Annotated in this window: 16 protein-coding genes; 9 read left to right on the top strand and 7 right to left on the bottom strand. The window is 72.6% G+C overall.

Annotated elements, in window-relative coordinates; genetic code table 11:
- The first annotated feature begins 20 nt into the window (after nucleotides 1-20).
- From lnt to AC067N_RS33630, 3 genes are all read left to right on the top strand, one after another.
- Nucleotides 21-1,637: an apolipoprotein N-acyltransferase gene (lnt, locus tag AC067N_RS33640; RefSeq protein ID WP_478682716.1), complete on the top strand. Its 1,617-nt coding sequence runs from the start codon at nucleotides 21-23 to the stop codon at nucleotides 1,635-1,637.
- A 67-nt stretch (nucleotides 1,638-1,704) separates the two neighbouring features.
- Nucleotides 1,705-2,178 (top strand): NUDIX hydrolase, encoded by a 474-nt coding sequence (locus tag AC067N_RS33635; RefSeq protein WP_478682715.1) that lies wholly within the window; start codon nucleotides 1,705-1,707, stop codon nucleotides 2,176-2,178.
- 200 nt (nucleotides 2,179-2,378) lie between these two features.
- The gene (locus AC067N_RS33630; protein ID WP_478682714.1) at nucleotides 2,379-3,590 is read left to right on the top strand and encodes a hypothetical protein; all 1,212 of its coding nucleotides are present in this window, start codon (nucleotides 2,379-2,381) and stop codon (nucleotides 3,588-3,590) included.
- A gap of 93 nt (nucleotides 3,591-3,683) precedes the next feature.
- On the opposite strand, the gene AC067N_RS33625 is transcribed toward AC067N_RS33630, so the two are convergent.
- The 5 genes from AC067N_RS33625 to AC067N_RS33605 form a co-directional block, all read right to left on the bottom strand.
- Nucleotides 3,684-4,901: an ABC transporter substrate-binding protein gene (locus AC067N_RS33625; protein ID WP_478682713.1), complete on the bottom strand. Its 1,218-nt coding sequence runs from the start codon at nucleotides 4,899-4,901 to the stop codon at nucleotides 3,684-3,686.
- The gene (locus tag AC067N_RS33620; RefSeq protein WP_478682712.1) at nucleotides 4,898-5,803 is read right to left on the bottom strand and encodes a hypothetical protein; all 906 of its coding nucleotides are present in this window, start codon (nucleotides 5,801-5,803) and stop codon (nucleotides 4,898-4,900) included. The genes AC067N_RS33625 and AC067N_RS33620 overlap by 4 nt, the downstream gene beginning before the upstream one ends.
- Nucleotides 5,800-7,293, bottom strand: a complete 1,494-nt coding sequence (locus tag AC067N_RS33615; protein ID WP_478682711.1) for a VWA domain-containing protein — start codon at nucleotides 7,291-7,293, stop codon at nucleotides 5,800-5,802. Before AC067N_RS33615 ends, AC067N_RS33620 begins: the two co-directional genes overlap by 4 nt.
- Nucleotides 7,294-7,385: 92 nt before the next feature.
- Nucleotides 7,386-9,689 carry a serine/threonine-protein kinase gene (locus AC067N_RS33610; protein WP_478682710.1) on the bottom strand — a complete coding sequence of 768 codons (2,304 nt, stop codon included), beginning with the start codon at nucleotides 9,687-9,689 and terminating at the stop codon, nucleotides 7,386-7,388.
- Entirely contained in the window at nucleotides 9,686-11,404 is a 1,719-nt protein-coding gene (locus AC067N_RS33605; RefSeq protein WP_478682709.1) for a trypsin-like serine peptidase, read from the bottom strand. The genes AC067N_RS33610 and AC067N_RS33605 overlap by 4 nt, the downstream gene beginning before the upstream one ends.
- 96 nt (nucleotides 11,405-11,500) lie before the next feature.
- Between AC067N_RS33605 and AC067N_RS33600 the strand changes: the two genes are divergently transcribed.
- Nucleotides 11,501-11,821, top strand: coding sequence for a trypco2 family protein (locus AC067N_RS33600; protein WP_478682708.1), 321 nt, complete (start codon nucleotides 11,501-11,503; stop codon nucleotides 11,819-11,821).
- 85 nt (nucleotides 11,822-11,906) lie between these two features.
- Here the strand turns inward: AC067N_RS33600 and AC067N_RS33595 are convergent, their stop codons facing one another.
- Nucleotides 11,907-13,001 (bottom strand): carboxylate-amine ligase, encoded by a 1,095-nt coding sequence (locus AC067N_RS33595; RefSeq protein WP_478682707.1) that lies wholly within the window; start codon nucleotides 12,999-13,001, stop codon nucleotides 11,907-11,909.
- Between the two features lie 1,388 nt (nucleotides 13,002-14,389).
- Between AC067N_RS33595 and AC067N_RS33590 the strand changes: the two genes are divergently transcribed.
- The 5 genes from AC067N_RS33590 to AC067N_RS33570 all read left to right on the top strand — a co-directional run bounded on the left by AC067N_RS33590 (nucleotide 14,390) and on the right by AC067N_RS33570 (nucleotide 19,068).
- Complete coding sequence (locus tag AC067N_RS33590) at nucleotides 14,390-15,475, top strand: S-(hydroxymethyl)mycothiol dehydrogenase (RefSeq protein WP_478682706.1); 1,086 nt, start codon at nucleotides 14,390-14,392, stop codon at nucleotides 15,473-15,475.
- Entirely contained in the window at nucleotides 15,472-16,107 is a 636-nt protein-coding gene (locus AC067N_RS33585; RefSeq protein WP_478682705.1) for an MBL fold metallo-hydrolase, read from the top strand. Before AC067N_RS33590 ends, AC067N_RS33585 begins: the two co-directional genes overlap by 4 nt.
- Before the next feature lie 195 nt (nucleotides 16,108-16,302).
- Complete coding sequence (locus AC067N_RS33580) at nucleotides 16,303-16,665, top strand: bifunctional 3-phenylpropionate/cinnamic acid dioxygenase ferredoxin subunit (protein ID WP_055717707.1); 363 nt, start codon at nucleotides 16,303-16,305, stop codon at nucleotides 16,663-16,665.
- Entirely contained in the window at nucleotides 16,662-17,825 is a 1,164-nt protein-coding gene (locus tag AC067N_RS33575) for an NAD(P)/FAD-dependent oxidoreductase (RefSeq protein ID WP_478682704.1), read from the top strand. Before AC067N_RS33580 ends, AC067N_RS33575 begins: the two co-directional genes overlap by 4 nt.
- A 115-nt stretch (nucleotides 17,826-17,940) precedes the next feature.
- A complete protein-coding gene (locus tag AC067N_RS33570) occupies nucleotides 17,941-19,068 on the top strand; it encodes an aromatic ring-hydroxylating oxygenase subunit alpha (protein ID WP_478682703.1) in 1,128 nt (375 codons plus the stop codon).
- A 24-nt stretch (nucleotides 19,069-19,092) separates the two neighbouring features.
- Here AC067N_RS33570 and AC067N_RS33565 read toward each other — a convergent pair.
- Nucleotides 19,093-19,533, bottom strand: a 441-nt coding sequence (locus tag AC067N_RS33565) for an IclR family transcriptional regulator (RefSeq protein ID WP_478682702.1), incomplete at its 5' end; no start/stop codon positions are given.

Raw genomic sequence — 19,533 nt, 5'->3', positions numbered from 1 at the left:
ACGCGCCGTACACTCCCCAAGTGACCGTCACCGCGACTCCCGTAGACGAGCCGGAACAGCTCGAACCCCAGGCCGCGCCCGTCTCCCGCGCGTCCCGATGGGCCCGTCGGCTCCTCCCGGCCGCCGCCGCGGCGCTCTCCGGAGTGCTGCTCTACGTCAGCTTCCCGCCCCGGACCCTGTGGTGGCTGGCCCTGCCGGCCTTCGCGGGCTTCGGCTGGGTGCTGCGCGGGCGCGGCTGGAAGGCGGGACTCGGCCTCGGTTACCTCTTCGGCCTCGGCTTCCTGCTGCCCCTGCTCGTCTGGACCGGTGTGGAGGTCGGCCCCGGGCCGTGGCTCGCGCTCGTCGCCATCGAAGCGGTGTTCGTGGCGCTGGCCGGCGCGGGCACCGCCGTCGTGTCGAGGCTTCCCGGCTGGCCCCTGTGGGCCGCCGCCCTGTGGATCGCCGTAGAGGCCGCACGCGCGCGTGCCCCCTTCAGCGGTTTCCCCTGGGGCAAGATCGCTTTCGGTCAGGCGGACGGCGTCTTCCTGCCGCTCGCCGCGCTGGGCGGCACACCGGTGCTCGGGTTCGCCGTCGTCCTGTGCGGCTTCGGGCTGTACGAGGCCGTCCGGCTGACCGTCGAAGGGCGACGCACCGGCGCGGCCCTGCGCCGGGGGACCGCCGTGGTGGCGGCGCTGAGCGTGGCCGCCCCCGTGGCCGCCGCCCTCGCCTCCCGTGGCCTCGTCAGCGACAAGGCCGAGGACGGCACCGCGACCGTCGCCGCCATCCAGGGCAACGTCCCGCGCCTCGGTCTCGACTTCAACGCCCAGCGCCGGGCCGTCCTCGACTACCACGCCAAGGAGACCGAGCGTCTCGCCGCCGAGGTCAAGGCGGGCAAGGCGGAACAGCCGGACTTCGTGCTCTGGCCGGAGAACTCCTCCGACATCGATCCCTTCGCCAACGACGACGCCCGAGCGGTCATCGAGCGGGCGGCCAACGCCATCGGCGCGCCCATCTCCGTCGGCGGTGTCGTCGAACGGGACGGCAAGCTCTACAACGAGCAGATCCTCTGGGACCCGGAGAAGGGCCCCACCGACACCTACGACAAGCGGCAGATCCAGCCGTTCGGCGAGTATCTGCCCCTGCGGTCGCTGATCGGCGCCATCAACAGCGAGTGGACGTCCATGGTCCGCAAGGACTTCAGCCGGGGCTCCGAACCCGGCGTCTTCACCATGGCCGGCGCCCGGGTCGGCCTCGTCACCTGCTACGAGGCGGCCTTCGACTGGGCGGTGCGCTCCGAGGTCACCGACGGCGCTCAGCTGATCTCCGTGCCGAGCAACAACGCCACCTTCGGCCGCAGCGAGATGACCTACCAGCAGCTCGCCATGTCCCGCGTCCGCGCCGTCGAGCACAGCCGCACCGTCACCGTGCCGGTGACCAGCGGCGTCAGCGCGATCATCATGCCCGACGGGAGGATCACGCAGAAGACGGGGATGTTCGTCGCGGACTCGCTGGTGCAGCAGGTGCCCCTGCGTTCCTCGCAGACGCCGGCCACCCGGGTCGGCATCCTGCCCGAGATGCTTCTGGTGCTGGTCGCGGCGGGTGGGCTCGGCTGGGCGATCGGGGCCGGTGTGCGCGGGAGGCGCGCCGGTGGCGTGTAGCCGTACGCCTCAGGTGCGCTTCCGGGAAGCGCGGGGGTGAGGGAACCGGCCCGTTAGGGTCGGCTCCATGGCAACCCCTGAATTCATCCGCGCGCTCCGCGTCTCCGCCGGTCATCAGCTGCTCTGGCTCCCCGGGGTCACCGCCCTCGTCTTCGACGACGAGGGCAGAGTGCTGCTGAACCGGCGGTCGGACAACGGCCGGTGGTCGCTCATCGGCGGCATCCCCGAGCCCGGGGAGCAGCCCGCCGCCTGTGCCGTACGCGAGGTCCACGAGGAGACGGCGGTCCGGTGCGTGGCCGAGCGGATCGTCCTCGTCCAGGCACTGGAGCCGGTGCGGTACGACAACGGGGACGTCTGCCAGTACATGGACACCACGTTCCGGTGCCGTGCCGTCGGGGGAGAGGCCCGGGTCAACGACGACGAGTCGCTGGAGGTCGGCTGGTACTCCCTGGACGCCCTGCCCGACCTGAGCGAGTTCGCGCTGTTCCGGATCAAGCAGGCCATGTCCGACGAGCCCACCTGGTTCGACCCCATCGTCTGAGGAGCGGCCGGGTCCACGGAGCACGACGTACTGGTGCCCGCCGACCCGGCGTTGCCGCCAAGTCCGCATCCGAGCAGGGCTGTTGGTGTGACACGGGTTGGCGGGGCCGAGCGTCGCCGCCCCGGGGCGGACCTGTACGTTGGCAGTGATCCGTTACTGACCACGACGGCGCCGGCAACGGCGAAGGGGAAAACGAACACATGGCACGCGTTGCCGTCATCACCGCGCCGAACATCGGGTACCGCAACACGGGCATGGTCACCGTCGACCTGGCCTTCGAGTCCCTCCGGCGGCGGATGGACATCCCCGTCGACGCCACCTGGTACACCCTGCACCCGCCGGAGACGGTGGAACTGCGGGAGTGCGCGCAGGGCACCGAGTTCCCCTTCCGCTTCCGTCCGTTGGCCGAGCGCGTCGACGAGCTGCGTGACCATGACGCGGTCGTCTTCTGGGGCGACTTCCTGCACACGCGGCACTACCTGGCGCAGGACGCGACGAACCGGCTGCTGGACTTCGGCTTCGCGGAGGACCGTGACGAGGCCCGGCTGCTGCTGAACCGCACGCTGCTGCTCGCGGATCAGCCGGACGAACTCCTCTCACGGACCCTCAGTTACGGCGGGACGATCCTGCACAACACACAGTCCGACTACGAGGACAAGCAATACGGGCCGCTGTTCGCACGGCTGGTGACGCGCAGTCATCGGATGTGGATGCGTGAGCCGCTCTCGGCGGCCAGGATCGCGCGCTTCCGCGGGGACCGTACGAACGAGTACTTCGGCTCGGACGCGGCGCTGCTGTCCCGCCAGGGCGACCTGGACCATCTCCCCGCCACCCGCTGGTCCCAGGACCTCCCGGAGGGCGGAGCGATCGGTGTGTTCCTCGGCGCGCGCACCGAGGTCCCGGCCTGGCTGCCGGACTTCTGCGGGTCCCTCGCGGACCGCCTCGGCGCCCCGCTGGAGTGGCTCCCCTGGTTCGACCGGGACATCCCCTCCCAGACCCGCCACATCGCGAAGCGGCCCGGTGACCACACCCTCGGCGACCTGGTGCGGGTGCTGCCGCGGTACCGAATGGTCATCACGGACACCTACCACCTGGCGGTCAACGCATGGGGCGCCGGCACTCCGGTCGTGTGCGTGGGCGCTCCCGAGCCGGTGCCCATGACGCACGACGACTATCTGACGCTGAGCGAAGTGAAGAAGCACGTGTTCCACATGGCCTACGACGCGTCGGACTTCTATCTGACCACCCTGCCCGACACCCCCGAGGGCCATGAGCGGCGCATCGACCGGCTCGTCCACCTCGTGGAGGGCGGCGGCGCCGACGCCGTGGCCGCGCGGATACGCGAGCACGCCGACCGGTCGGCGACCTCGTTCACCGAGACGCTCACCTCGCTGCTCGCCGCCACACGCTGACAGACGGAGACGGCGGTCGAGCGCCGGCGAGCCCTGCACCGCCGTCGAACGGCGCGCCGCCGACCGGTCGGATCCGATGCCCCTGCGGCCGCGTCAACCGCCGCCGCACACCGGCAGAGTGGGGCGGCGGTCGTCGCTCAGGGCGTCCAGTTCCCGCAGCCGGGCGTCCAGCTCGTCGGGCGCGACCAGGAAACGCAGGACCGCCTGGTGGAACGCGTTGCGCAGGGCCGGGGGCATCGTGTCCGAGGCGTCCCAGCACAGTCGCCGCTCCGCGCCACGCAGGAGTGAGGCGATGCGACGCGTCGGCGTGTTCTCCTGGCCGTCCGGCGCGGCGGCCTTCCGGTGGGCGGTGAAGTCGGGCAGCCGGGTGCCGGGGTCGGCCAGGAAACGGATCAGTTTCCTGGCCTCGTCCGTCGCGTTCAGCATGGCCGCGAGGTCACCGGAGACCTCCCAGTGGCCGGAGCCCTCGCGGGCGCCCGGGATCACCTCGGCGGAGTGGACGAAGTCGCCCGCCAGCGGCTTCCAGTGGCTGCCGCGGAACGAGCCCAGATGCTCCAGGTTCCGCCGGGGGCAGTCCTGGCCGAAGTTGTCCTGGAGCAGGCGGCCGACGCGGGACCGGTCGCCCGCGCCCACCATGTCGCCCCAGGTCCGCCAGGCCTTCCGTACCCGCGGGTCGGTCCACGGGAGGCGGCTGTTCGCCCACTGCGCGTAGACCTCCGGGCCGGCCTGCTGGAGCAGGATGTCCTCGACCCAGTCGGTTCCCGGCCAGCCCGAGGTGGCGCCGGACTCCATGCCCACGCACCAGCGTCCTGGCTCCCGGGCGGCCCGTCCGATCCCGTCCTCCGACAGGTCGCCCGAGTGCCACACCATGCTCTTCAGACCGGCCTTCACGGGCAGCCAGTACGTGCGCTCCCGGCCGTCCTCGCCCGCCACCTTCGGCACCCAGACCCCGTCATAGGCACCGGCCTCGAACAGGCCGTCCAGCGGCTCCAGCCGGCCCTCGGCCGCGTAGGCCGTCAGCTCGCCCGGGCCCGGCAGCAGCGCCACGTCGGGCTGGGTACCGGCCGCGAGATCGGCCGCCAGCACCTGGCTCAGGGCCGAACTGCCCTGGTACACCACGTCGATGCGGTGCTCCTCCTCGAACGGCCGCACGGCCCGCTCGAACTGCTGCCGCTCGGCCCCGCTCCAGTTGGCGAGCACGGTGACCGACCCAGTCCAGCCCTGTGTCAGACGCACCACCGCGACCACCGCGGCGAGCAGGACCAGACACACACCGACGGCGACGAGCGTCCGGGTCCGCGGGCGGCTCATCGCGGCACCCTGAACCGGTACTCGGAGATGCGCGGCCCCAGCCCCGACACCGTCAACACCATCAGGACAATCCCACCGACGAGGACCCAACCGGACAGCGACGCCCAGAAGGCGGCGTCCGCCATGTAGTGCTCCACGTTCGCCCCGGCCTCGGGAATCTCGTCCGCCGACCGGACCCCGCGCAGCTCGGCGAGGGAGTCACCCATCGCCCGGTGCGCCCGCACGGTGAACCAGCCGAGCGACGCCAGCCAGCCCGCCCACAGGACGGTGGCGGCGAGCAGCCACGGCTGGACTGCGGTACGGAAGCGACGACGGGCGAACCACTGCGCCTCCACCAGGGCCCCGCACAGCGCGAGACCCAGCACGGCCACCGTGCCCCAGCCAAGCCACAGGGGCCAGGGGAACGACGCCTGCTCCCGGGCGACCGCCAGCTGCCGGTCCCGCAGTTCGTCGAGGCGCTCGACGATGTCGTCCCGGCCCCGCTCGGCGTAGTGCAGGAAGGCCGCGCGCAGCGAGGCGTCCTCCTCCTGACCCGCCTGCTCCACCCAGGCCGAGTAGACCGTGATCAACCCGGTGACGGTCTTCAGGGTGTGACGGTCCGCCGGGCCGGCGACGTTCTCCGACGCCGCGACGGCGATGCTCTGGTGCGCGACCGAGATCTGGGTGTGGAAGTCACCCGTCGCGTCCGGGGCCGGCCCGCTCCCGTCGACGGCGGCGTGCGCCCGCTGCACGGCGTTCCGCGCGGTGTCCACCGCCAGGATTCCCGGGGCACTCGACGACGCCAGCGGCACGGTGTCGTCGTGCACGCCCCGGTAGGCGCCGAACAGCACCAGGGTGGAGACCGCCCCGAGGGCCAACAGCACCCAGAGTCTGCGGACCAGATCCCGCCCGGTGGTGTTCACGCCCGCTCCCGGAGGTCGTGACCGCACAGCGGGCAGAAACGCGCCGTCGCGGGCGTCCGCTCCAGGCAGGACGGGCACTGCGCGGTGGCCGTGACCGGGTCACCGAGGAACACGTCGTCGGTGGAGTGCGCGTCGGGGCCGTACGTGCTGTGGCTGCTGGCGGTGATCAGATGCTCGAAGTCGACGGCCGCCACACCGGGACGGAGCCTGACCCGCCCCGCCCGCGCGTCGAGGATCTCCACCAGCCGCTCCAGCCGGTCGAGCGCCTGGCCGGCGCCGATGGCGCGGGCGAGTCGCACCGCGCGGCCCAGATGGTGCTGCGCCTCGTCACGCCGGCCGCCCCGGTGGGCGTCCGTGGCCGCCGCGACGGCCTCGCCGAGCCGCTGGTGCTGTTCGAAGTGCTCGACCTGGATGTCGCTCCGTCCGGACAGCGCCACGTCGTCGGTCCAGTGCACCACGCACGGCAGGGGCGGTGTCACCTCCACACCGCGTCCGCCGGGCACCTCGAGGGCGACGACCGCCAGCTGCAGATCCTCGCCCCGGGGCATCCCGGCGGGGTCGGCGGACAGGCGCAGCTGGTAGCGGCGGGTCTCGTCGCCCCACGCGCGCGTGACGAACCGCAGGGCTCCGTCTCCGTCCGTGCCCACGGGGTCCAGCTCCACCTCGGTCGGGAAGACCTGCTTGAGGGAGCGCACCTCGGCCCCGGCCCTCGGGGTCACCGAGATGACCAGCTCGGGGATGCTCTTCGCCAGCAGCCGGTGCATCAGGCGCTCGTACTCCCGGGGCAGGGACGCCTCCTCGCGCACCGACGAGGTCGTGCCGTGCAGCCGACTGGTGATACGCAGCAGTTCCCGGCCGTCCCAGCCGTCTCCGATGCCCCAGGCGTCGCACACGAACCGTCCCGCGCACGCCTCCAGGACGTCTGTCAGCGGCATCAACTCGTCGTGCTGGTTCTTGCCGTCGGTCAGCAGCAGGACATGGCCGATGGGGGCGTCCGCGTCGTTCAGCAGCCTGCGGGAGAGGTCGAGCCAGCTGCCGATGCAGGTGCCGCCCCCGGCCACGAGATCCAGCACGGCCCGCTCCGCCCGCGCGCGATGCCGGGCGTCCGCCCGTGCCATGGTCGCCGTCGTCGGATAGACCATGTCCGCCGACTGGGTGCCCCGGACCACCGCGAAGGGCGTGCCGTCCGGCAGCAGTCGCAGCGCCGCCACGGCCGCCTGATGGGCCGCGCGCAGCTTCTCCTGCGGATACGCCATCGAACTGGAGCAGTCCACGGCCAGGACCTGTGCCAGCACCGGGCCCGCGCCACCGCCGCTCCGCGTGCCGTCGGCCTCGACGGTCAGGATGGCGTGCATCTGCGGTTCCCGCACCTCACGGGACAGGTACTTCCACTGGCTGATGTCGAGGCCCACCGAAGTGGTGCCCGCGGCCCCGTCGCCCGCCGTCGCCTCGCCCCTCGCGTGCTCGTTCACGGATGCGTCTGTGTCCACGGTGTCCGTGCTCCTCGCCCTCGTCCGCGGGCCGACGGCCCGCCCGGCCCCGTTCACGGCCCGCCGGCGTCCCGGCCGGGGGCCCCGCACCTTCACGCCGTCCGTCGCCGGCCCCGCAGCAGCTCCCGCAGACGGGCCGGCTCGGGGAGTACCGCGTACGCCCGGTCGAGCAGGTCACCGCGCTCGGCGGCGCTGCCCGCCTGGTCCGCGAGCCGTCTCAGCGAGCCGGACAGCCGGGTGCTAAGCGCCCTGCGGGTGTCCAGCGGGCCGAACACCTCACCGGCCGGGAAGCGCGGTCCCCACCCCCCGGGCGGACGGCAGCCGAACGCGTTCTCGCGGACCTCGGTGACCAGCCGGTCCCAGGCCGCGCCGCCCACGAGGTGCTGCGCGGGGCCCGCCAGCCGAGCCAGCCGCCGGTCCGCGTCGGCCAACTCGTCCACCGTGGGCCCCGTTCCGGCCAGCCGGCCGGTGAGCACCCGGATCGCGGCGATGCGCGCGGCGTCGTAGTGCCGTGACGTCGTCGGTACCTCGTCCAGCACCGCGACCGCCCGCGCCCGGTCTCCCTGCCGCAGATGGAGCCGGGCGAGCCCGAAGGCCGCGCTGCCCTGCGTCCGGTCCCGCCGCCAGACGGCCTCGTAGTACGCCTCCGTCCGGTGCTCCGCGGCCGAGCGGTACTCCGCGCAGAACCCCAGCGCCAGCTTGGGCGCCGACTCCCCGGGCAGCGCGGCGTAGGTGGCGGCGAACTCGGCCTCCGCCCGCTGCACCTGACCACGCGTCAGCCACACCAGGCCCTGATGCCAGAAGTTCCGCCAGTCGTACGCGCCGCTCCGCTCGCGGGCCCGGTCGAGCCACCGGCCGGCCCGTTCGGTGTCCCCGCCGGCGAGGTAGGCGCGGCACAGCCACCACGCCGTCTCGACCGTGCCGAGCGCCGGGTCCCGCTCGGCGCGCTCCGCGATGCGTTCTGGGCTGCCGGAGACGAGCCCGCCGAGCAGCACGGCGGCGGGGTCCCCAGGGTCGGGGATCGGGACGGGCAGCGCCCGCGCGGCGTCCTCGGGATCCGGCGCTCCCACGGGCAGATCCGGCACGTCCGGCCCGGAGCGGCGGGTCCAGTGGTCCAGCGACGGCACCGTGCCGAGCGCCGCGCCGAACACGGCCGCCGTCGGCTCGAACCGGGTGGAGCGCTCCGGGTACGGCGCGTGCCCGCTGAGCGCCTGGTGTTCCCGCAGCACCTCCCACAGCTGACGGGACATCTCCGCCGCGGAGGTGAAGCGTGCCGCGGGTTCGGTGTGGGTGGCCCGTCTGATCAGCGCGTCGAAGGAGCGGGCGGCGAGCCCCGCGGCGGGCTCGGCGCGCGCGGCCAGGGTCTCCAGCGTCCGGCCGACGGTGAAGAGGTCGGTGTCGATGTGGAAGCCCCGCTGGTCGCGTTCCTGCTTCGGCGGCGCGTAGCCCGAGGTGTAGACGAGCGCGGAGGACCGGTCGTCGGTCCGCCGGATCGCCCCGAGGTCGATGACCTTGATGTCGCGCCCGTAGTGGATGACGTTCTCGGGCTTCATGTCGCAGTACAGCAGGCCCTGGTGGTGCAGATACTCCAGCGCGCCGAGGATCTTGCAGCCGTAGGTGATCACATGGCCGATGCCGAGGGAGCCGCCGAAGAGGTCCGCGAGTTCGGCGTCGGAGGCCCGCCGGATCCAGTCGAGCGAGCGGCCCGAGACGTACTCCATCACGATGTACCCGGTGGGTTCGGCCTCGCCGGGTTCCCGGTGCCGCACGTAGGTGACGATGCGCACGATGTCCCGGTGGTGGAGCGTGGTCAGCGAGCGGCGCTCCTCGACGGCCGACCGCCGGGCGACGGCGTCCCCGGTGTTGATCAGCCCCTTGAGGACGACATGCAGGTCCGGCACCCGGGTGTCCTCCGCCAGGTAGACCCAGCCGAGGCCGCCCACGGCGAGGAAGCCGAGCACCCGGTAGTGGTCGCCGACCCGGTCACCGGGCCGCAGCTTCGGCTCGAAGGAGTACGCCCGGCCGCACTGCGGGCAGTATCCCTGGGCCAGGGAGGGACCGCCGGGGTAGGCGACGCCGATGGTCCCGGCGCAGTTGTCGACACCGCAGCGACGGCCGCCGGTGGGCGGGGCGGCGACGGTCGCCGCGGCCTCCGACGGATCGGGGGACGGGATCTCGGGGAGGATCACCAGCCCGTCGTTGTCGAGCGTCTCCGTGGCCCGTCGGGCGGGCCGGCGGGTCCGCTCCTCGGACTCGGCGTCCGGGGCGGGCCGCGCCGGGGTCGTGCGGGCCTGGCCGGGGGGCCGCCGGTGGCAGGTGTCGCAGAAGCCGGTGACCATGATGTGGCCGCCGCCCGGGCAGTCGGTTCTCGGGCAGGGCACCGGTAAGGACGTCATGATGCCGAGGCACCCCCGTGTCCCGGTCTCCGCGGGGTCCGGTGGTCGATGCGGCGGGTGTATGCCTCAACGGCGGCCTCGGCGGCCTTGACGTCGCACGGCCTGGCCCGCAGCAGTTCGTGCGCGCGCAGACGAAGAGCGTCCAAGGTCAGGTCCTCCTCGTTGCCTCGTACGGAGTTCAGGTGCAGGTCGTGGTAGCCGCGCAGCCTGCCGTCCAGCTCGTCCCGGCGGTCGCGGAGCGCGTCGAGCATGCGGATGGTCCTGGTCAGCCGTGCGGCCACCCGCTCGGCGAGCCGCTCGTACCGGGCCAGTTCCGGGTGCGGGCCGTCGCCGTCGGCGCCGTCTCGCACGAGCCTGAGGGCGGCGAGGGCGGCGTGCGCCCTCACCAGATCCGCGTCGGCGGGGCGCACCTCCTCGGCCCGTACGGCCGCCATGCCCTCCTGGACGGCGCGTGCGAGCGGGCCGGTGATCTCCTGAAGCCGTCCGGCGAGGCGGGCGCGGCGTTCCCGTTCGGGATCGAGGATCAGGTCCTGCCGGGCGCGGTGGTAGACGGCGTCGGCGGCGCGGAAGACCAGCAGGAGACGGTTGCCCTTGGCACGCAGGGCCTTCAGCAGCTCCAGCAGGGCGGGCGGGTCGGCGGCCTCGTCGACCCCGACGACGACCAGGGTGAGCGTGACGTCCGCGCCCCGGATCCGCTCCGCCACCGGGTCCGCGGGATGCTGCCACAGCCCCATGCGCTCGGCGATCCGCTCCCCGATCTCGGCTGAGGTCAGCCCGGCCGCGTCCACGGCCAGGTCGTGGCCTCCGGCCGACGGGACGGTGCCGGGTGGGTCGAGGGATGCGCGGCCGACGGACGCCGCGGTGCGCAACTCCCGGTCGGCGAGGGTGATCGCGCGGCGCAGCGTGGCACCCCGTACCGCGTCGTCCGCGGGGACCAGGCTGATCTTCACCTGCTGACCGTCGTCCTGGAGCCAGTCGGCGAGGCGCTGCGCGAACGGTTCGTCGAGCAGTGCCTCGGCCGTGTCCTCGCGGGTCGTTCTGAGCCCGTCGTCCACGGCCGTCCTGCCCCGGGTCCACCGGCGGACCTGGGGGAGATGCCGGACGATGGTCTCGGCCGGGCTCATGAAGGAGAACTGGTTGCCGTGCCGGTCCGAGATGCCGCTGAGGACCATCCCGATGACTTTGCCGGTCAGGGTGTCCATCACGCCTGAGCCGCTGCATCCCGGGCTGGCCAGCTCGCCGGGGCTCGTTGGGCTCAGCTGGACCTGCCCGTCCCGTCCGCAGCCGCCGACGATGCCGGCCCGGAACCAGATGCCGCCGTTGTGGTCGTACGGGAAGCCGTACATCTGGACCGCGCGGTTCGGCGCGGAGAGCCGGTACAGCAGAGTCGCATCCGCCACGGGTCTCGGCTGTTCGAGGCGCAGCAGCGCCACATCGCCGCTGGGATCGCCGTCGGCGTCCCTGGTGTTGGGCACGTACGCGTCCCCGTCGACCCATGCGGCGACCGAGGGCACCGTGAGACCGGGTGCCGCCCCGACGAACTCCGCGGTGAACCGGGCGTCCCTGTCCTCCAGCACATGGGCGCAGGTGAGCACCCGGTCGGGGCTCAGCAGGATGCCGGCGCCCGCGATCCGTCCGTCCGCCCGGCGGATGCGCACCGCCCAGCCCGGTGTCTCGAGTGACGAACCATCAACGACTCCCCCGTCGTCCGCCATACCGCAACTATACGAGCGCCGCGTCCCGGCGCATACTGGGACGACAGGGATCAACGGGTTCGCCGGGGGTGCGAGTTGGCCGATGGGCCGGGGTTCGTGGGATTGACCGAGGTGATCCGCCAGATCAGGGGCGAGCTGGAGCGCGCCCGGGACGAGGCGCGGGACAGGTCCCTCGGCTTCAGTGTCGACAAGGTGAGTCTGACGTTCACCGTGCAGGTCCATCAGTCCGGCTCGGGGCGCGGCGGGGTGCGCATCGGCGTGGTGACGGCCGAACTCGGGGGCTCCGTGGACCGCCAGACGACCCATCAGGTGCAGGTGGAGCTGACCCCGGAGACACGGTCCGGCGGCCGGGTGTCCGTCGGCCGCAACGAGCCGCCGGACGAACCGCCGACGTCCGGGCAGGCTCCGGTCCGATGACGGCAGGGGTCCGGGCTCTCGTGCCGCTGCCCCGGAGCCCTCGCCGCACGCGGAGATGACGGGGCGGGGTGACATCGTTGCCGGGTCAGGGGAGCGTGCTCTCCGTGGTGATCAGCTCGACGGCCGCCCTCGGACCGCCCGTCGCGAGGGCGATCCGCTGCCGGTCCGCCCCGGTGCCGCTCCGGAGCAGCCGGTGCACCAGGCTGGCCACCTCCCGGGTGTCGCCGGACGCCTCGAGCGCCGGACCGACATGGCGCAGGAGCCGGCACAGCACGTCACCGGCCCGGTGCGGCAGACCGTCGGGCCCGATCAGGGTGTCGCTCAGGCCATGGCGGGCGGCGTGCCACATGGCCGCCTCCAGCAGTTCCGGGGCGCAGTCGGGCGGGGGAGTGCCGGCGGCTGCCTCGTACCGCGCGGTCTCGACCAGGGCGCGGACGATCCCGGCGAACATCACCGCGTCGTCCGCGCGCAGCTGTACGTCGGGGCAGCGCACCTCGACGGTGGGGTAGCGCTCCGAGAGGCGGGCCAGCCAGTACACCTGGCCGGTGTCGGAGATCAGACCGCTGTCCACCAGCCGGTGCACGCGGCGGTCGTAGTCGGCCGCGTCCAGGAACGAGGGCGGCATCCCGCTGACCGGCCAGCGGCTGAAGACGACCGTGCGCCAGCTGGCGAAGCCGGTGTCGTGGCCGTCCCACAGCGGGGAGTTCGCCGACATCGCGGTCAGGGTCGGCAGCCAGACGCGCAGCCGGTTCAGCACCTCGACGCCGACCTCGCGGCTGGGTACGCCCACATGCACATGCATGCCGTTGACCAGCTGTTCCTCCACCAGCTGGGGCGCCTGCGCGAGCATGGCCCGATAACGGGTCCGGTCGGTGACGGCCATGGAGCGCGCATCGCGCAGCGGGGGTGTCGCGGCCGCGGCGATACGGCAGCCGTGCTCCTCCGCGGCGGCGCCCACGGCGTGCCGCAGCCGCAGCAGGTGGCCGCCTATCTCGTCCAGGGTGTGGCACACCGGGGTGGTCACCTCGACCTGCGACTGGAGCAGCTCGTAGTGCACCTCGTGCTCCTCCGCCAGATGAGCCAGACACGCCGACAGGCGGACTTTCTCGGCGTAGGGGACCGGTAGGCCCGTGACAGGGTCGACCAGCATGTACTCCTCTTCCAGGCCGATCGTCGTCATCAGTCGCCCTCTGCTCGGCTCGCTGCCGTGACCGGCTCGCGAGGGACCCTGGCCGACACCCGTCCCGCGGGGTTGATCACCTCTGCTCAGGCGCTTGCTTCCGGCACGATCCGAGTGCCCAGCCGCTTCACCGCAAACCCGACACATGTGTGCCCGGCGGCGCCCCGTGCCATGCCGTGCCGGGACACCGGGAAATGCGGGAGGAACCGTTTTGCGTCACGGTCGCGAGGGCCGGTGCGGACGGGAGAGCGCCGCCACCGCCACCGGTCGCGAGCGGGTCCATCGGCCGGGCGAATCCGCAGGTCAACTGTGCCAGCCGTCCTCCGATCGCCGTTGTTCCCCCCACCATTAGAGTCCTCCGCCGCCTCCCCGGCCACTCCGGACCGCGAGTGTCCCCGACCGCCCCTGCGCCACTTCGGATCCCCGCGCCCCGCCCGCCCCCGCCCGTGCCCGCCCCAGCCCGTGCCCACTCCCGAGCGGGTCTTCGGCGATCTGTGCCTCCGCGGGCTTCCCGGGGCCCCGGCCCGCGGTCCCGGGAAGCCGGAACGCCTCAGCCCCGTCGGCGGCTGTCCGTCTCACCGGCGCCCCCCGTACGCCGTGCCTCCGCCGGCGCCTCCGGGTGCGGTGGCCGGCCGGGGCGCAATGGCCGGCCGGGGCGCAATGGTCGTGCCCGTGTGTGCGCGTGCCCGTGCTGTTCTGCCGTCCTTGTCCACGGCCTTGCGGACCGTGTCCTTCGTGCGCTCCGTGAGGGCGGCGACCGGGCCGCGAGTGCCATGGTCGCCGCCGCGGACCCGATGCGGGGATGGGGGCGTGTGATGCGGGCGTGTGGGTGCCAGCGCTTCGGCGGCCTTGACGGCCTTGGCCATGGCGGTTGCCTCGGCCACGGGGGCGCGCGGGCTCGACGGGTCCCCTGTTGCGGGTGCCCGCCGGGCGGGGCGGGGGAAGGCCGCGATGACCCGGGAGCGGCCGCTGACCCGAGGTGAGCAGGCTGGAGTAGAGGCCGCCCGGCGTTTTGGCGCGCGACGGGGGAGACGGCGGGTGAAGCGGCCCCGGCCGCTGCTGGTGGGCAGCAGGTCGAGGGGACGGCCCGGGCCGTCCGCCCGGGCGGCGCGGCCGGCGAGCCCCAGCCCGTCGGGCAGCCGCCGCGGCAGACCGGCCGCCGGGGAGAGGCGTACCGTCCGGGTGTGTCGGGCCGGCGGGCGCCCCGCGCCTCACCAGAGAGGGAGCCGATCGGTCATGGCCGGCGGCCCCCGGCAGGCCCTCCCGGAAACCACAGGTCGACTTCTTGACCCCCGGTCCGCCGTCCCCGATGCTGTGTTGCGATACATGCGTTGTGTATCGCGATAAGCAACATCAGTCTCAGGTCTCGTACCAGCCGAGGAGTGGCCATGGCTCACCAGGTCCGTGCTGTCGTCGCGCGGGGGAAGGGCGCCCCCGTCAGCCTCGAAACGATCGTCGTGCCCGACCCCGGACCGGGCGAGGCGCTGGTGAAGATCGAGGCCTGCGGGGTCTGCCACACCGATCTGCACTACCGCGAGGGCGGCATCAACGACGACTTCCCCTTCCTGCTGGGCCATGAGGCCGCCGGTGTAGTGGAGTCCGTGGGGGAGGGGGTCACCGACGTGGCCCCCGGTGACTTCGTCATCCTCAACTGGCGTGCCGTGTGTGGGCAGTGCCGCGCCTGCCGGCGCGGACGGCCGTGGTACTGCTTCAGCACCCACAACGCCAAGCAGAGGATGACCCTGCTCGACGGCACGGAGCTGTCCCCGGCGCTGGGCATCGGTGCCTTCGCCGAGAAGACGCTCGTCGCCGCCGGGCAGTGCACCAAGGTCGACCGTGCCGCATCGGCGGCCGCCGCCGGTCTCCTGGGCTGCGGCGTCATGGCCGGCATCGGCGCGGCGATCAACACCGGCAATGTCGGACGCGGCGACAGCGTCGCCGTCATCGGCTGCGGCGGGGTCGGCGCCGCGGCGGTCGTCGGCTCGAACCTGGCGGGCGCGGCGAGGATCATCGCGGTGGACATCGACGACCGGAAGCTGGAGACGGCGAAGCAACTGGGGGCGACCCACACCGTCAACTCCCGGGAGACCGACGCCGTGGAGGCCGTCCGGGAGCTGACCGGCGGCTTCGGCGCCGATGTCGTCATCGAGGCGGTGGGCCGTCCGGAGACGTACGAGCAGGCCTTCTACGCCCGCGACCTCGCCGGCACGGTCGTCCTGGTGGGCGTGCCCACCCCGGAGATGAAGCTGGAGTTGCCGCTGCTCGACGTCTTCGGGCGGGGCGGTGCCCTGAAGTCGTCCTGGTACGGCGACTGCCTGCCCTCCCGGGACTTCCCCATGCTCATCGACCTCTACCTCCAGGGCAGGCTCGACCTCGACGCCTTCGTCACCGAGACCATCGCCCTCGACGACGTGGAGAAGGCGTTCGAGCGGATGCACCACGGCGACGTGCTGCGCTCGGTGGTGGTCCTGTGACGGCGGGCGCCCGGATCGAACACCTCGTCACCTCGGGCACGTTCAGCCTGGACGGCGGCACCTGGGACGTCGACAACAACGTCTGGATCGTCGGCGACGACCACGAGGTCGTCGTCATCGACGCCGCCCACGACGCCGACGCCATCGCCGAGGCCATCGGCGACCGGAGGCTGACGGCCATCATCTGCACCCACGCGCACAACGACCACATCGACGCCGCGCCCGCCCTCGCCGAGCGCACCGGAGCACCGATCTGGCTCCACCCGGACGACCTGCCGCTGTGGAAGCAGACCCACCCCGACCGGCAGCCCGACGGTGCACTCGCCGACGGGCAGGTCCTGGCGGTGGCGGGGATCGAGCTGACCGTGCTGCACACGCCCGGCCATGCCCCCGGCGCCGTCTGTCTCCACGCGCCGGACCTGACGGCGCTCTTCAGCGGCGACACCCTGTTCGCGGGCGGACCGGGTGCGACGGGCAGGTCGTACAGCGACTTCCCCACCATCGTCGACTCCATCCGCGCCCGGCTGCTGACCCTGCCGGGCGACACCGTCGTCCACACCGGCCACGGGGAGACGACCACGATCGGCAGTGAGGCCCCGCACCTCCAGGAATGGCTCGACCGCGGTTTCTGACCACGTCGTCCGCGGCTCCGGCGCGGCGCCCGTACCGCCTGGTTTCGCAGGTGGTACGGGCGTTTCGAGCTGTCCTGAGCGGGGGCTGCGGGCCCGGCCGAAGCGGGCCTTTCGACGCCTTGACAAGGGTTCGGGGCGACCCCAGACTGATGTTGCGCTTACCGCAATCCGTTTCGCTATACGCACCGAGGTGTCATGATGATTCCCGCGTGCCGTCTCGCGGATCTTCCGCGAGGTGAGGCCATCCGGCTCGACATCGACCCGCCGGTCTCGGTGTTCCACACCGACGACGGCGAGGTCTTCGCCATCGACGACACCTGCACCCACCAGGACGCCTCGCTCGCCGACGGCTGGCTGGAGGGCTGCGAGGTGGAATGCCCCCTGCACGCCTCGAAGTTCGACCTGCGGACCGGAGCGGTGGACGCTCCGCCGGCCAAACTGCCGGTGCGGACCCACGAGGTCGTCGTCGAGGACGGCATGATCTACGTGAAGGTGTCCACGGACGCCCCCAACCTGCCGCCCTGCGTGGCCGCCCGCCTCGCCGGCGGTCCCGCGTGAGGACGGTCGCCGTGGTGGGCGCCTCGCTCGCCGGTCTCTCGGCGGCGCGCTCGTTGCGGAACCAGGGCTACGACGGACGGCTGGTCGTCATCGGCGACGAGGTCCACCGCCCCTACGACCGGCCCCCGCTGTCCAAGGAGTTCCTGGCCGGCACCCTCGGTGAGGCCGATCTCGCGCTGGAGACGGACGGCGAGGACCTGGCGGCGCAGTGGCTGCTCGGCACCCGGGCCACGGGACTCGACGCCCGGGAGAGGGCCGTCCGGCTCGCCGACGGCCGTACGGTCCGGGCCGACGGCATCGTCATCGCCACCGGCGCCGCGGCACGGCACCTGCCGGGCTCCGAGGGCCTGGCCGGAGTGCACGTCCTGCGCAGCCTGGACGACGCCCGTGCCCTGCGCGACGAACTGGCCGGGGGAGGACGGCTGGTCGTGATCGGCGGAGGCTTCATCGGCGCCGAGGTCGCCTCCACCGCCTTCGCGCTCGGTCTGGACGTGACGGTCGTCGAGGCGGCACCCACACCGCTCGCCGGACCGCTCGGCGCCGACATGGGAGCCATCGTCTCCGCCCTCCACGCCGACCACGGCGTACGGCTGTTCTGCGGCATCGGTGTCAAGGGGCTGAGCGGCGAGAGCAGGGTCGACGCCGTTCTCCTGGAGGACGGCCGTACGATCCCCGCCGATATCGTGGTCGTCGGCGTGGGCGCCCGCCCGTGCGTGGAGTGGCTGGAGGGCTCCGGCGTCGCGCTCGACAACGGGGTGAAGTGCGGAGCCGACGGCCGCACCAGCCTCGCCGGCGTCGTCGCCGTCGGCGACTGCGCCAACTGGTACGACCCCCGCGCCGGACACCACCGCCGCGTCGAACACTGGACCGGCGCCCAGGAGCGCCCCGCCGCGGCCGTCGCCACACTGCTGGCGGGCGGTGCGGTGGAACCCGGTGTGCCCAGACCGCCGTACTTCTGGTCCGACCAGTACGGCGTGAAGATCCAGTTCGCCGGTCACGCGGCCGGTGCCGACAGCGTGACCATCGAGCACGGCGCTGCCGACGACCGCGACGTCCTCGCCGTCTACCGGCGCGCCGGTCACCCCGTCGCCGTGCTCGGGATGAACCAGCCCCGGCTCTTCACCCGCTGGCGCAAGCAACTCGCCACCGCCACACCTTGACACCGCCGCCGCCCCACCTCAGGGCGCGCGGCGTCGCTCCACACCCGACACCGTCCGGAGACGCTCTTCCCGGCGCGTGACAGTCCGATCCACGACGTTTCCCGAGGAGTGCACCGTGACCTCGACCAGCCTGCCGGACAGCCTGATCGCCACTCTTCCCGGCTCCTCCTACACGGATCCGCAGATCTTCGCCCAGGAGCAGGAGCGCATATTCGAGACCATGTGGTTCTGCGTCGCGCGCGCCTCCGAACTGGCGAAGCCCGGCGCTTTCCGCACCGTCGACGTGGGCCGCGAGAGCATCCTCGTCACCCGCGCCCGGGACAACTCGATCCGCGCCTACTTCAACGTCTGCCGGCACCGTGGCGCCAAGCTCTGCACGGAGGAGTCCGGCGAGGTCAAGCGGGCCTTCCAGTGCCCCTACCACGCCTGGACGTACGACCTGAACGGCAAGCTCGTCGCGGCGCCCAACCTCACCAAGATGCCCGACGTCGGCCGCACCGAGTACGGCCTGGTGAGCGTGGCGGTGCGGGAATGGCTCGGCTACGTCTGGGTGTGCCTGGCGGAGAACCCGCCCTCCTTCGAGGAGGACGTGATCGGGGCGGTCGTCGAGCGGCTCGGCGACGTCGAGTCCATCGAGCGCTACGACGTCGACAACCTCTCCGTCGGCAAGCGCATCGTCTACGACGTGCGGGCGAACTGGAAGCTCATCATCGAGAACTTCATGGAGTGCTACCACTGCGCCACGATCCACCCCGAACTGACCGAGGTCCTCCCCGAGTTCGCGGACGGTTACGCGGCCCAGTACTACGTCGGCCACGGCGCGGAGTTCGGCGAGGAGATCCAGGGCTTCACCGTCGACGGCTCCGAGGGGCTGGACCGCATCCCCGGTGTCTCGGACGACCAGGACCGCCGTTACTACGCCATCACCGTCAAGCCGCAGGTCTTCATCAACCTCGTCCCCGACCATGTGATCTTCCACCGGATGTACCCGGTGTCCGTGGACCGCACGATCGTCGAGTGCGACTGGCTCTACCTCCCGCACGTCGTGGAGAGCGGCAAGGACGTCAGCCGGTCCGTGGAACTCTTCGACCGGGTCAACCGGCAGGACTTCGAGGCGTGCGAACGCACACAGCCGGGCATGAGCTCCCGGATGTACGCCAAGGGCGGCGTGCTGGTGCCCAGTGAGCACCACATCGGCGCGTTCCACGACTGGGTCAACGAACGGCTGGGCGGTCGGCCGTAGCAGCCGGGGGCGGGGGCGGGGCGGTCAGCCCAGGTAACCCATCCGGTGACTGATCTCCGCGGCGCCCTTGATCAGCACCGGTGCCAGTTCCCGCATCCGCTCCTCGGTGAACCGGTACGAGGGGCCCGAGGCGGTGACCGCCGCGATGACCTGACCGTCCCGGTCGAGGACCGGCGCCGCCATGGCGTGCAGTCCGATCTCCAGTTCCTCCTGGGTCCAGGCGTATCCGGCCTCCCGCACCTCGGCGAGGTGCTTCTCCAGCTTCGTCCTCGACGTGATGGTGTGCGGCGTGACCTTCTTCAGGCCCGCCTCGGCCAGCAGCGCGGCGCGCTCCTCGGCGGGCAGATACGCCAGCAGCACCTTGCCGCTGGACGTGGCGTGCAGCGGGGTCAGTTGGCCGACCCAGTTGTGCGCGGTGACGGCCCCGGGGCCGCGCACCTGGTAGAGGTTGATCGCGTAGTGCTC

This window comes from Streptomyces sp. NPDC042364, from assembly GCF_056437585.1.
The sequence above is the reverse complement of the archived record's forward strand: the minus strand, read 5'-3'. Positions and strand labels throughout refer to the sequence as shown.